The organism is Campylobacter sp. CNRCH_2007_0968H (assembly GCF_025773245.1).
Taxonomy (GTDB): domain Bacteria; phylum Campylobacterota; class Campylobacteria; order Campylobacterales; family Campylobacteraceae; genus Campylobacter_D; species Campylobacter_D lari_D.
This window is the reverse complement of the sequence record NZ_JAKMTQ010000007.1, coordinates 33,240-46,030: the sequence shown is the minus strand read 5'-3', so window position 1 is coordinate 46,030 and position 12,791 is coordinate 33,240. Positions and strand designations below refer to the sequence as shown.

13 protein-coding genes are annotated in these 12,791 nt (G+C 30.0%); 2 read left to right on the top strand and 11 right to left on the bottom strand.

Going from position 1 to position 12,791, the window contains the following annotated elements:
- Positions 1-10: 10 nt before the first annotated feature.
- Genes L8Y18_RS05175 through mobB form a run of 3 tightly spaced genes read right to left on the bottom strand, consistent with a single transcriptional unit; the run spans position 11 to position 1,542 of the window.
- Complete coding sequence (locus L8Y18_RS05175) at positions 11-205, bottom strand: hypothetical protein (protein WP_133318925.1); 195 nt, start codon at positions 203-205, stop codon at positions 11-13.
- Positions 205-1,053 (bottom strand): class 1 fructose-bisphosphatase, encoded by an 849-nt coding sequence (locus tag L8Y18_RS05170; RefSeq protein WP_133318926.1) that lies wholly within the window; start codon positions 1,051-1,053, stop codon positions 205-207. The genes L8Y18_RS05175 and L8Y18_RS05170 overlap by 1 nt, the downstream gene beginning before the upstream one ends.
- A gap of 9 nt (positions 1,054-1,062) precedes the next feature.
- Positions 1,063-1,542, bottom strand: a complete 480-nt coding sequence (gene mobB / locus L8Y18_RS05165; protein WP_263676397.1) for a molybdopterin-guanine dinucleotide biosynthesis protein B — start codon at positions 1,540-1,542, stop codon at positions 1,063-1,065.
- A gap of 88 nt (positions 1,543-1,630) precedes the next feature.
- On the opposite strand from mobB, the gene L8Y18_RS05160 reads away from it, so the two are divergent.
- On the top strand, positions 1,631-2,125 hold the full coding sequence (locus L8Y18_RS05160) for a hypothetical protein (protein ID WP_133318928.1): 495 nt from the start codon (positions 1,631-1,633) through the stop codon (positions 2,123-2,125).
- Here L8Y18_RS05160 and L8Y18_RS05155 read toward each other — a convergent pair.
- From L8Y18_RS05155 to gltX, 3 genes are read right to left on the bottom strand one after another with little or no spacing between them, the layout of a single operon-like run.
- A complete protein-coding gene (locus L8Y18_RS05155) occupies positions 2,013-3,650 on the bottom strand; it encodes a lytic transglycosylase domain-containing protein (RefSeq protein ID WP_133318929.1) in 1,638 nt (545 codons plus the stop codon). The genes L8Y18_RS05160 and L8Y18_RS05155 overlap by 113 nt on opposite strands.
- Positions 3,651-3,938 carry a YggT family protein gene (locus L8Y18_RS05150; protein ID WP_012661430.1) on the bottom strand — a complete coding sequence of 96 codons (288 nt, stop codon included), beginning with the start codon at positions 3,936-3,938 and terminating at the stop codon, positions 3,651-3,653.
- Between the two features lies 1 nt (position 3,939).
- The gene (gene gltX / locus L8Y18_RS05145; RefSeq protein WP_263659681.1) at positions 3,940-5,235 is read right to left on the bottom strand and encodes a glutamate--tRNA ligase; all 1,296 of its coding nucleotides are present in this window, start codon (positions 5,233-5,235) and stop codon (positions 3,940-3,942) included.
- Between the two features lie 126 nt (positions 5,236-5,361).
- Here gltX and L8Y18_RS05140 point away from each other — a divergent pair, with 126 nt between their 5' ends.
- The gene (locus L8Y18_RS05140) at positions 5,362-5,784 is read left to right on the top strand and encodes a PepSY-like domain-containing protein (RefSeq protein ID WP_133318931.1); all 423 of its coding nucleotides are present in this window, start codon (positions 5,362-5,364) and stop codon (positions 5,782-5,784) included.
- A gap of 22 nt (positions 5,785-5,806) precedes the next feature.
- On the opposite strand, the gene L8Y18_RS05135 is transcribed toward L8Y18_RS05140, so the two are convergent.
- From L8Y18_RS05135 to L8Y18_RS05115, 5 genes are all read right to left on the bottom strand, one after another.
- Positions 5,807-6,340 (bottom strand): HyaD/HybD family hydrogenase maturation endopeptidase, encoded by a 534-nt coding sequence (locus L8Y18_RS05135; protein ID WP_220566245.1) that lies wholly within the window; start codon positions 6,338-6,340, stop codon positions 5,807-5,809.
- Positions 6,337-7,029 (bottom strand): Ni/Fe-hydrogenase, b-type cytochrome subunit, encoded by a 693-nt coding sequence (cybH, locus tag L8Y18_RS05130; protein WP_133318933.1) that lies wholly within the window; start codon positions 7,027-7,029, stop codon positions 6,337-6,339. Before cybH ends, L8Y18_RS05135 begins: the two co-directional genes overlap by 4 nt.
- 15 nt (positions 7,030-7,044) lie before the next feature.
- Entirely contained in the window at positions 7,045-8,760 is a 1,716-nt protein-coding gene (locus L8Y18_RS05125; protein ID WP_263676396.1) for a nickel-dependent hydrogenase large subunit, read from the bottom strand.
- Between the two features lie 2 nt (positions 8,761-8,762).
- Positions 8,763-9,902: a hydrogenase small subunit gene (locus tag L8Y18_RS05120; protein WP_133318935.1), complete on the bottom strand. Its 1,140-nt coding sequence runs from the start codon at positions 9,900-9,902 to the stop codon at positions 8,763-8,765.
- 159 nt (positions 9,903-10,061) lie between these two features.
- A complete protein-coding gene (locus L8Y18_RS05115; protein WP_263662427.1) occupies positions 10,062-12,635 on the bottom strand; it encodes an ATP-dependent Clp protease ATP-binding subunit in 2,574 nt (857 codons plus the stop codon).
- Positions 12,636-12,791 lie beyond the last annotated feature (156 nt).

Here is a 12,791-nt window from a genome sequence, read left to right as displayed (position 1 = left end):
TCAACCTTTATTAAAAATCAAATCCACCTTCTTTACCTTTAGACATACTCTTATAAACTGCTTCTATATACTCTTTTCTTAAAGAGCACTCAAAAATCATAGAGCAAGGTAAACAAGATTTTATTTTTTTTTCGTTTTGACAAGCTTGAAGTTCATTTTTTTTAACTTCTAAAGCCAACTCAAATTCATCTTTAACTTCAGCCATTAAAAACCTTTATAAGCTTGTTTTAGTTTTTCAATTTCATATTTAGAACCCAAAAAGCATGGCGTACTTGCATGAATTTTTTCAAATTCTAAATCAAGTAAAGAATCATTTTCTCCATTGGTAGAAAATCCTCCTGCTTTTTCAAAAATAAAAGCAAAAGGAAACACCTCAAAATATGCTCTTAATTTTCCATTTGGTGCATCGCTTGTTGCAGGATATGAAAACAACCCTCCACCTTTGAGTAAAATTTGGTGCAAATCACTCACCATAGCACCAGAATATCTCAAGCGATAACCCTCATCAAATAAAGCTTTTATAAAGGCTCTATGAGTATTTGACCAATTTTTTTGCGTCCCACCGCTTGCATTTAATTTGCCTTTTTCATTTAATTTTAAATCCTTAACAAAAACAAATTCATCTTTTTCATTTAATCTATAAAGCTTAGGAGTGTCTATACACACTATAAGCTCTAAACGCACGCCATAAATAGCATAAATTGCTGCTTTTAGATTTTTTGCACTAGCCTTTTGCTCATAAATAGCAAAAATAGAACCTATAGCAAAATTCACATCTACTAAAGAAGAACCATCTAAAGGATCATAAGCAACAACATATTTTTCATTTTCATTGATTAATAATTGCTCTTGTTTTTCCTCGCTAATTAAGCTTTTTAAACCTTTGCTTTGCTTTAAAATTCTAGTGATAATCTCATCGCTTTTCACATCAAGTTTTAATTGATTATCTCCTGTGGCATTTTGAGAAGTGGTATAATCAAAATCTTTTAAATATCTAAGTTCTTTTGAAATTTCAATCACTGCTTTTTGTATATCGTCAATTAATTCTTGCATATTTTACCTCTATACTTTTTTTGAATTTTTTAATATAAAATCACAAATACTTTCTAAATCATCCAAATAAAGCCAAGTTAAATTTTCATTTTCAATTTTATCATAGCTTGCAATAGCCTTAGAATAAGCAAAATAGCTCTCATCTACTTCTTTGCAAAAAACACTAATTCTTGGCATATCTAAGGTTTTTAAGCCCTCTACAAATAAAAAATCAAATTCTCCTAGTTTAGAAATAGCTTCATCTAAAGTACTTGGAGAATGTGTAAATAAAGTTGTCCTTGTGGGACTTAAAACCATTACATCAGCACCACTTTGAAAAAATTTAAAACTATCTTTTTTTGCTATATCAAAGCTTGCTTTATCTTTTGGATCATGTTTTATAATGCATACTTTATAATTTTGCTCCATAAAATACTTAGCAACTTGAGTAATCAAAGTCGTTTTACCTGAATTGGAAGGCCCGCTAAAAGCCATTGCTAATCTTTTCATAACTTCCTTAAATCAAATAAAATAAATGAAATTATATCTTTTTAAAAGTTAAAAGCTTATAATTATAAAAAAAATTAGGAACAAAAATATGAAAAAAGTTTATATGATTATTTTTTTAACACTTATTTTTACCGCATGCTCTAATAAAACCCAAGAGCAAAGTGAAATTAATTTAAAAAGCCAAACTCTAATGTATGCACAAAAAATTAATTTTAATTATAAAGATAATAGAGTAGTTGCTTTATTGAGCTATTTAAACCCTGTATTAGATGAAAAAAGTCAAAAAGAAGTTTTTGTACTTAGTTTTTTGCCAAATATCAACATCAAACAAGAGCAAATTTCAATACTCATAGATGGAGAAAAAACTAATATAAAGACCTTAGATCAAAATGATAAATTATTTAAATATATCATTAAGAGTGATTATGCAAGTTATTACAAAATCACTCTTAATGAATTAGTGCAAAAACCTATTTTAAAACTTGATTTGTGTTTTGAGAATCAGTGTTTTGAGCTAAAGTTTCAAAAAATTTCGAAATCGGTGTATTATCGTTCAGAAGATGCAAATAAACAACATAATTAGCTAAAACTTTCTTAGCATATACCCTGCTTTCTGCATAAGGAACAAGCTCCATTGATAAAAATGGCTCATATTTTCCCGCTCTAAACATATCTTCTCTTTTGAGCATTCTAGTGGTAAATCCTATACCTCCATTATAAGCATAAGCCACAAAAACCGGGGAATTAAGTTTAGATTCTAAATAATCTAAATGATGATTTGCAAAAGTATAAGCTGTTTTTGGTTCAAAAAGCATGTCTTGATCAAAATTTGGAATTTGCAGTTCTTTATTGCCTATATGATTAGCTAAAAATGGGATAAATTGCATAATACCCAAAGCATAAGAAGTTGAAATGGCTGTTGGTATAAAACGACTTTCTTGTCTAGCTAAAGCTAAAATCATAGCTTTTCTTTGCGTGGAATAATCTTTTAAATATTCAAAATAAGGCATAATAAAATAATGTTTTTTAAAACCTTCGGCCCTTTCTTTAATATAGGCATAAATAGCGATATTTTCCTTGGTATAAAAATCTTTTGCAAGTTTTTCTAGCTCATTAGGAGTGCCTTTTGCAATTTCTTTTGCGAGCTTTTGCCAAGCAAAAGGATCTTTCATATCAAAATCATTTTTTTGTTTTTTTGGCTTTAATTCTTCTATTTTAGGTAAAGGCAAGCCTTTTAACTCTCTTGCATAAAGACTATAAATATTTAAAGAATCACTTTGAGCAAGCTCATCAATGTACTTTTTATCTTGAGTGATCAAATATAGCCAAAAATTTGCATTATCTACTAAAGGTTTGCTTTTAAAAGTATCTTTTGCTACTTGAAAAAATTCCAATGCTTTTTTATCGTCATTTTCTAAAATAGCATTTACACCTAGATAAAAAGCATTATCTTGAAAAGTTAAATTTGCATCTACATTGACTAGAGATTTTCTTATCAATGGACTTTTTTTCTTAATGATAATTTCTTTTACAAAATTTGTAAATTCTTTTTCTTTAGCTAATTCATTTACAAAATCTTTTTCTAAGAAAAAATCTTTTTTATCTTTTAAGAAATTATAGATTTTATAAAAATTAGCACTATCATAATTTAAAACCGCATAACTTAGAGGATCTTTAGCATCAAAAGCTTCTAAAAGTTTTGTTAAATTTGGATTATCCTGTGGGATATTTTTTTTCATCTCATTACGCACTGAAGCATTAAGATCTTGTATAAAAGTTAAACTATTTAATCTTATAAGCTGACAAGTAGCATTAGCATCTAAGATATTTTGCGTATTAAATTTATAACAAGCTTCATATTCTTTATTATACCCCAAAGGCGGAATAATGGCTTCAATGGCATTTTTAATACGCCCTGCATAACGATAAATATGTTCTTTTAAACCTTCAACTTCTTCTTTTTTAAATTCATTTTTTTCTAATAAACGATATAAATAATAATCCTTAGCTAAAGAATTTGGTCTTTGCTCTAATTCTTTATAAGAATACATTGCACTATTTGCAAAAACAACTCCAGCTAAAAGTAACACTACACTTTTTTTCAACACTTATAAACTTCCTAAAATTAAATTTGATAAAAATATTTGGATAAATTTTAATCCTAAAATAATAATCAAAGGTGCTAAATCAATACTCCCTATAGTAGTAGGAATAAACCTTCTTACAAAAGCATAAGCAGGATTAGTTAAACGATATAAAATTTGCACTATAGGATTATATGGATCAGGCCTTACCCAAGAAATCAATGCTGCAATGATTATAATCCATACATAAATTTCAATAACTAAAGAAAAAATTTGCACCAAAGATACAATCAAACTTGTTCCAACTCCCATTTTACTCCTTTATAATTTCTTTAACAAAAGGCTTGATTAGAGTATAAATTTCACTCATTTCAGGTCCGTGAGTAACTCCTGTTAATACCAAACGCAAAGGCATAAAGAAATTTTTACCTTTTAAATTTGTTTTTTCCATCAAAATCTTTTTAAACTCATCATATTCTTGAGGTAGATCTAAATCTTTTAAAACTTCTTTAATCAACTTACATTCTTTTTCAAATTCATTATAATTTTTAACTGCAAAAATTGCTTGTATTTTTTCTCTTATCTCATTTAGCGTGCTAGCTTCTTGAGTATAAAATTTTGCAAGCTCAGCTACATCTTTGCCTAAATTTAATAAAGAATTTAATTTATCATTATCAAGCATTTTTATATGCTCACGGTTAATTTGCATTAAACGCTTAGTATCAAATCTTGCAGGAGATTTTGAAACTTTTTTCAAATCAAACCATTCTATGGCTTCTTCTAAAGTAAAAATCTCTTTTAGAGTTTTATTACCTAGAAGGATTAAATAATTTGCAATAGCACTTGCTAAATATCCATTATCAAGCATCCATTTTACACTAGAATGAGCCTCTCTTTTGCTCATTTTAACACCTTCTTCATTTAAAATGATAGGCAAATGTACATAAGTCATGCTTTTATCATAACCCAAACTTGCTCTAATATGTTCTTGCTTAGGAGTATTTGAAACATGATCTTCGCCCCTTATAATACAAGTAACACCTTCTAGCATATCATCAACCGCACAAGCAAAATTATAAGTTGGGGTTTTATCAGCCCTCATAATTACAAAACTATCAATATCTTCAGGATTAAAACTAATCTCACCTTTAATATAGTCTATAAATTTCATTTGCGATTGAGGTTTTTTAAGACGGATTACGAAAGGTTTTTCACAATTTAATACATCAATATCTGCAAGTTTTTCACAAGTACCATCGTATCTATATGCTTGATTTTTACTTTTAGCTAGTTCTTTTTTATGAGCTAATTCATCCTCAGTGCAAAAACAAGCAAAAGCTTTTTTTTCACTTACTAGCTTTAAAGCCATTTGACGATGAAATTTCAAATTCTCACTTTGTACATAATAATGCTGCCAAGTTATACCAAATTCTTTTAAAATAGCTTTTATTTCTTCTTCTTTTCCAGCTATATTTCTAGCATTATCCGTATCTTCAATACGCAAAATAAAATCAGAATTTTCTTGTCTTGCTTTAATATAATTAAATAAAGCTGCTCTTAAATTTCCAATATGCATATCTCCAGTAGGCGATGGTGCAAACCTATACATTATTTATCCTTTTAAAAAACTTTTTTATCATTATACAATTAAATACTTGCTATTTCTTTTAAGTTCACACAAAATTCACTCAATAGCAATATGATTTCATAAATAATTCAACATAAAGGATAAAAAATGAAATTAAAAATAGCTTTAGCAACATTAGTTACTGCAGGTTTTGTTTTTGCACAAGATATGATTGTAGGAGTTAATGCTTTACCAGCAAATTCTAAAAATTTCATACAAAAACATTTTACAGGTTCAAACATTGCTTTAGTTAAACAAGATATTGATAGCTTTGATGTTTATTTAGACAATGGAACTGAGCTTGAGTTTTTTATCAATGGAGATTGGAAAGAAATCGATGCAAAATACAGACCAATTGATACTTCTTTTTTAAGTCCAAATGTTTTAGCAACAATTAAAAAAATGCACCCAAATGCAAGTATAATTAAAGTTGAAAAAGAAATTCAAGGTTATAAATTTAAACTTAATAATATGATGGAAATTTATACTGATGTAAATGGAAATTTCTTAGGACAAAAATTTGATGATTAGAATTTAAGCTAAGCTTTTTTGCTTAGCTTTTATAAGAATTTAAAGCAAGCTCTTGTATATTATAATTAGCAACTCTCTTGTAAGTAAAGCCTTTTTTCTCTAAAAAATCAAGTAAAATTTTCTCCATTTTTTCTAAAGCATTTAAGACTTCTTTTGAAAGTTCAAAACTCAATGGCTCTATACGCTTTGGCACGCAAGCTAAAATTTGAGTTTTAGGTAAATCTCCCATAAGTTCCATGTATTGTAAAGTTTGAAGCATTTCAACCTCATGCGCACTACCACTCCAATTAACTTTTTTTGGCATTGCATCATAAGGAAAGAAGAAAATATCTCCGATCTTAGCATCATCTGCTGCAATACAATCAATCACAATCATTTCATCATATTCGGCTATAATATAGCTAAGTTGTAAAGCCAAAGTTCCACCATCTACAAAACTCACCGAGTCTTTTTCATGATAAAACTTATAATTTTTTTCTAAAAGTTTGCAAAGATGAACGCCTAAGCCCTCATCTGCAAACATAATATTACCAATACCTAAAACTAGAAGTTTCAACGATTTTCTCTTACAAATTTATAACCGCTAAAGATAGCATCTAAAGCACCATCTTTACCTTTAACTGAGTTAAATACAGCCATATAAATATGCACTGGAACAAAAATCAACACAACCCACATTAAAATTCTATGATAGGTTCTAACATCAGCCAATCCACCCAACATTACCTCAATAGGTCTTAAGATATTATATAAAAATCCACCCAAGCCTTCATGATATACATGCATATAAAGGATTAGACCTGTTAAAATAAGCCCAAACATAACAAGATAAAAGAAAAGGTAAGTTACAAATTGCAAAGGATTATATACACCTTGTAAATGCGGGTGCTTTCCTAGGAAAATGTAAAATTTAATCTGCTCTATCCATAATTTTACATTAAAAATATCTTTTATACTCTTTCTCTCGCCATCACTTTTTGAATCAAAAAAGAACAAATATGTTTTAAAAATCACACAAGCTATTAAGATAAAACCAAAAATTTGGTGCACCATGCGGTATTTTGCCTGCATAAATAAAGTCGGTTCAGATGAAATAGAAGGAGCTTGAAATACATAAGAAATATAATATCCAGTTCCCACTAAAATCACGATTGCAACCGCTCTTAACCAATGTGTAAAACGAAGACCGATACTAAATTCGTATTCAGCCTTTCTGTTTGATTTTAAGGAATGTTTAGAATCCATACTAAAGTCCTTTCCTTATAAATTTACATTAACTTTATACTCGCTAAGATTATTACCTTTAGTATCCATTACATGTACTGCACATGCTATACAAGGATCATAAGAGTGAATAGCTCTTATTACTTCTAAAGGCTGTTTAACATCAGCTAGTTTCATACCAATAAGACATTGTTCATAGCTACCACCTACTCCATTTGCATCTTTTGGACTTGCATTCCAAGTAGAAGGAACTACTGCTTGCCAATTTTCAATTACACCATTTTTAATCCTACACCAATGGCTTAACGCACCACGAGGTGCACTTCCCATAAATCTACCTTTGTATTCTTTGTTTTTATCAATTACATAAGTAGTACAAGTGCTTTCATCTGTTTTTAAATTTTCAACCAAAGAATTAAATGCTTTCAAGCCATGATCAGCAATAATTTTAGCTTCAATTGCTCTAGCACCTGTTCTTCCTAAAGTGCTCATAAGTGCTTGAACTGGTAAATTCGTAGCTTTTAAGAAAGAATCAACTGCTTCTACTACAATTTTATTACCCTTAGCATAATTTACTAAAATATTTGCTAATGGTCCAACTTGCATAGGTAAATTTTCATATCTTGGAGCTTTAATCCAGCTATATTTGCCTTTAATATCAAATACCTTACTATGAACTATATTGCCTTTATCATCGATGCTTTCACCATCAATTAAGCCTGTATAGTTTGGATTAGTTTTACCATCATAAGGATGTAAAGCTTCATTGTCTGCATACCATGATCTTGTAGCTTCTTCGGTGATTTTAGCTTCATCTACTTCTTCAACCTTACTCAAATCACCATTTCTAATAATACCACCTTCAAACAACCACTCATCACTTGAAATTTGGAATTCTCTCTCAGTATAGAAGTTATTTACCCCTACATCATTTAATACACTTGCTTCTTTAGAGTAAGCTTTAGCTGCCATGATTAAATCCGGATAATAAGCACGATTAATAAAATCAGCTACTTCTTGGAATTTAGTCATATATTCAGCCATTCTTGATGGGTTTAAAAGATCCATAACACAAGTTACACCACCTACTGTTAAACTTTGTGGATGAGGATTTTTAGCACCAAAAATCGCCATAGCTTGAGCTATTGTTCTTTGAATTCTTAAACATTCTAAATAATGCGAAAGTGCAATAAGGTTTTGCTCAGGAGTAAAGCGATAAGTCGCATGTCCATAATAAGCATTTGCAAATGGTCCAAGATTTCCTTTATCTACAAAGATTTTTAGTCTTTGCTGAACTTCTAAAAGCTTATCTGCACCTGTTGCATAAGGCATATCAGTATATTTAAATGCTTCATCACTTGCTTTTTTTACATCAGCACTTAAAGCACTTACAACATCAACAAAATCAAGACCATGAAGTTGATAAAAATGTACAGGATGATCATGCATGTATAAAGCTGCATTCATTAAAGTTCTAGTTAAAACTGCATTTAGTGGCGGAGTAATACCTAAAGCATTTTCTACTGCGATAATCCCTGCTCTATAATGTGAAAAAGTACAAACACCACAAATTCTTTGAGTTAAAAAGCCTGCATCTCTTGGATCACGACCTTTTACAATAGTTTCAATCCCTCTCCATAAAGTCGATCCTGAATATGCTTCTTTAATGACATTATTTTCATCAACCACTACTTCAACTCTTAAATGTCCTTCTATTCTAGTAAGTGGATCTATAATAATTCTTTTTGACATTTTTAATCCTTATTTTTTTCTAATGAAGCAATTACAGCATGCGCAGCAACAGCTACGCCTGTTACACAAAGCACACCTATACCAATTTTATCTGAAATGCTATCAGCACCCAAGCCATAAACAGTATCAAATAATCTTCCTGCCATCACTTCTTCAAAAGGTCCCATAGTATCCCAAAAATCAGGTTCAGAACAGCCTATACAACCATGTCCTGCTTGGATTGGCCATGAAGTATGTTGATTAAATCTCTCTCTTGAGCAATTATTAAAAGTATAAGGGCCTTTACAACCTACTTTATAAAGACAATATCCTTTTTTTGCTCCCTCATCACCAAATTGTTGCACAAATTCACCCGCATCAAAGCGTCCTCTTCTTTCACAAAGATCATGAATTCTTAACCCATAAGCCCATTTTGGTCTATTGTAGGCATCAAGTGCTGGCAATGTTTGATACAATATGTAATGAATCACATTACCTATAATATTTTTTTCACTTGGAGGACAACCTGGTACATTGATAACTGTTTTATTTGTTACTTTACTTAAGCTTACAGCATTGCTTGGATTAGGTCTAGCAGCTTGGATACCACCAAAAGCTGAACAAGTACCTATAGCAAAAATAGCTAAAGCATCATTACAGGCTTGTTCTGCTAATTGTCTTCCTGTTTTTCCATGTGGTCCTATAGTTAAAAAGTTTTCTGTAGCACCTGTTGGTATACCACCTTCTACCATTAAGATATATCTACCTTTGTATTTTTCCATAGCAGCTTCAAGATTATGTTCAGCTTGCCAACCCGCAGCACCCATTATAGTTTCATGATATTCTAAAGAAATATGATCAAAAATCAAACTATCAATAGTAGGAGCATCACTTCTTAACAAACTTTCAGAACATCCTGTACATTCAGCCATATGAAGCCAAATCACTGGAAGTCTATCACTAAGCTCAGCAGCTCTTGCAACTACTGGAGTAAAGCTAGCAGGTAATGCTAAAAATGCAGTCATAGCACTAGCCCATTTCATAAAATCTCTTCTTGAAAAACCTGATTGCTCTAAGGCTTTAGAGATAGAAATCTCATTTTTCAAAAGAGGAAGTTTTTCTAATGCGTCTAAACGGCGATTAAAAATATCTAAATCACTCATTTGTTGTTCCTTAAATTATAGAAATATCATTAAAGATTTTAAAATATTTATTGTTAAGAATAGATAAAAAATGATAATTTTTTAATCAAATATACGAAGTATTTACAATTTAGTATTATTAAGATAATTTTACTCTAAATAAGCAAGTATTACACTTGCTTATTGTTTAACAATGATGATTTCATCATCTTTAGAATCTATAATAATCTCATCATTTTCATTTAATTCATCCGATAATATCATATCACTTAATTTATCTTCTACCATGTCATATAAAGCTCTTTTTAATGGTCTTGCACCAAAATCCACATCAAAACCAACCTTTGCTATTAACCTAGCAGCATTATCACTCAAGCTTGCTTTAATACCTCTATTTTCAAGACTTTTTTGCAAGGTATTAAAAAGCAATTTAACTATTTTTTCAGCTTCACTTTCTCCCAAAGGATTAAAAGTAATAATATCATCCAAACGATTTAAAAACTCAGGTCTAAAAAAGCTTCTAAGAGCTTCTTTGATAGCTTTTTCTCTTTCTTCGCCCTTTAACTCCATAATAAATTTTGCACCTATATTAGAAGTTAAGATAATGATAGTATTAGTAAAATCGACCGTTACGCCTTTACTATCTGTAGCCCTACCATCATCTAAAATTCCCAAAAGTATATTAAATACATCTTTATGGGCTTTTTCTACTTCATCAAATAAAATCACACTATAAGGCTTTCTTCTAACAGCTTCAGTTAATTCCCCACCTTCTTCATGCCCTATATATCCTGGAGGTGCACCTAAAAGTCTTGATACACTGTGTTTTTCCATAAATTCACTCATATCAAAACGCACCATAGCTTTTTCATCATCAAATAAAAATTTAGCCAAAGCCTTCGCACTTTCTGTTTTACCTACTCCAGTTGGCCCTAAAAATAAAAAGCTTCCTATAGGCTTAGTTGCTTGATTTAACCCTGCTTTGTTACGCTTAATAGCTTTAGCTAAAGCACTCAAAGCCTCATCTTGCCCTATGACGCTTTCTTGTAAATACTCTTGAATATGTAAATATTTTTGTTTTTCAGAAGTGAGCATTTTTTGCACACTAATGCCTGTCCATTTACTTAAAATACCAGCTACTAAATCCTCATCTACTTGATTTTTAAGCAAAACTCCTTCTTGGGTCATTTGTTTCCATTTTTCTTCTAAATTTAAAACCTCTTTTTCACACTCTAAAATTTTGCCATATTCTATTTCAGCAGCCTTTTGGAAATCTCCTTTATTTTTAGCCAAAATAGCTTCATTTTTTAAAGTATCGATTTCTTTTTTCTTTGCACTTATGCCATTAAATACTGCTTTTTCATTTTCAAATTTAGCATTAAGTTTGATTTGCTCTTCTTTTAAATTTGCTAATTCTTTTTTAATCTCTTCCAATCTTTTTTCATTAGCTTCATTTTCTTCCATTTTTAAAGCTTCATTTTCTACTTCCAAACTTTCAATTTGCTTTCTAACCTTTCTTAAAGAATTTGGCTCACTTTCTATTTGCATTTTTAATTCCGCTGCAGCCTCATCAATTAAATCAATCGCTTTATCAGGTAAAAATCTATTAGCTATATAACGCTTAGATAGCTTTGCAGCTGCCACTAAAGCACTATCATTGATAGTTACATTATGATGAATTTCTAATTTTTCTTTTATACCTCTAAGCATAGCCAAAGCTTCATTTACACTAGGTTCAGCTACATTTACAGGCTGAAATCTTCTTTGTAAAGCTGCATCTTTTTCAAAATATTTTCTATATTCTTTTAAGGTTGTAGCACCTATAGTATGAAGCTCACCTCTTGCTAAAGCAGGTTTTAAAATATTTGCTGCATCCATGCTCCCTTCATTTGCACCTGCACCTACAATGGTGTGAATTTCATCTATAAATAAAATTACATTCTTATGTTTTATTACTTCATTTACAACTGCTTTTAATCTATCTTCAAATTCACCTCTGTATTTTGCCCCTGCTATTAAAGCACTCATATCTAAAGCTATAACTTTTTTATTTTGCAATGAAGTAGGAACATCTTTTTTTACTATCCTTTGTGCTAAAGCTTCCACCACAGCAGTTTTTCCTACCCCTGGCTCACCTAATAAAATAGGATTATTTTTAGTTTTTCTGATTAAAATTTGCATTAATCTTTGAATTTCTTCTTCCCTACCTATAACAGGATCAAGCTCATTGTTTTTAGCTTTCATAGTCAAATCAATACCAAATTTAGATAAAGAATCAAGTGTTTCATCACTTGTTTTAGTTTCTATTTTAGCTCCTGCTCTAATAAATTCCAATTCTTTTTTAAACTCATTTAAATCTACAAATTTAGACAAAAGTTCCTTAATAACCCCGCTAGCACTTTCTGAAACAAGCCACATATCCACAGCTAAATAACTATCTTTATTTTCTAAAGCCAAGCCTTTTGCTTTTTCTAAAGAATTAATAAATTCATTTGAAAATTTAATATTGTCTTTATTTACATTTGAGCTAGTAGGAAAAGATGAAATTTTACTTTTTACTTCTAACTCAAATGCCTCTTTAGAAACATTTAATTTATTAAAAACTTGATTAAGCAAACTGGAGCTATCAACACTTAAAGCCCATAATAAATGCAAAGGTTTTATTTCGCTATTCTTAGAATGAATGGCCAAAGAAATTGCACTTTCTATATTTGAAAGCATAGAATCTGTTAAAAAATCTTGTATATTTGCCATTTTTACTCCTTTTTACTTTTATATGAAGTGTATTATATAACTTTAGTCTATTATTGTCAAGTTTATTTAGTTATATTTATAAATAATTTTTTATATATACACGCTAATATCATAAAAATATTTACTTTATTTACGATTTTTTAAGCAAAAATAACT

Coding starts and splice junctions, on each gene's coding strand:
- L8Y18_RS05160 (WP_133318928.1), top strand. CDS start 1,631: ATGAAAAAAGTTTATATGATTATTTTTTTAACACTTATTTTTACCGCA.
- L8Y18_RS05125 (WP_263676396.1), bottom strand. CDS start 8,760: ATGTCAAAAAGAATTATTATAGATCCACTTACTAGAATAGAAGGACAT.
- L8Y18_RS05120 (WP_133318935.1), bottom strand. CDS start 9,902: ATGAGTGATTTAGATATTTTTAATCGCCGTTTAGACGCATTAGAAAAA.
- gltX (WP_263659681.1), bottom strand. CDS start 5,235: ATGTATAGGTTTGCACCATCGCCTACTGGAGATATGCATATTGGAAAT.
- L8Y18_RS05115 (WP_263662427.1), bottom strand. CDS start 12,635: ATGGCAAATATACAAGATTTTTTAACAGATTCTATGCTTTCAAATATA.
- cybH (WP_133318933.1), bottom strand. CDS start 7,029: ATGGATTCTAAACATTCCTTAAAATCAAACAGAAAGGCTGAATACGAA.
- L8Y18_RS05140 (WP_133318931.1), top strand. CDS start 5,362: ATGAAATTAAAAATAGCTTTAGCAACATTAGTTACTGCAGGTTTTGTT.
- mobB (WP_263676397.1), bottom strand. CDS start 1,542: ATGAAAAGATTAGCAATGGCTTTTAGCGGGCCTTCCAATTCAGGTAAA.
- L8Y18_RS05170 (WP_133318926.1), bottom strand. CDS start 1,053: ATGCAAGAATTAATTGACGATATACAAAAAGCAGTGATTGAAATTTCA.
- L8Y18_RS05175 (WP_133318925.1), bottom strand. CDS start 205: ATGGCTGAAGTTAAAGATGAATTTGAGTTGGCTTTAGAAGTTAAAAAA.
- L8Y18_RS05150 (WP_012661430.1), bottom strand. CDS start 3,938: ATGGGAGTTGGAACAAGTTTGATTGTATCTTTGGTGCAAATTTTTTCT.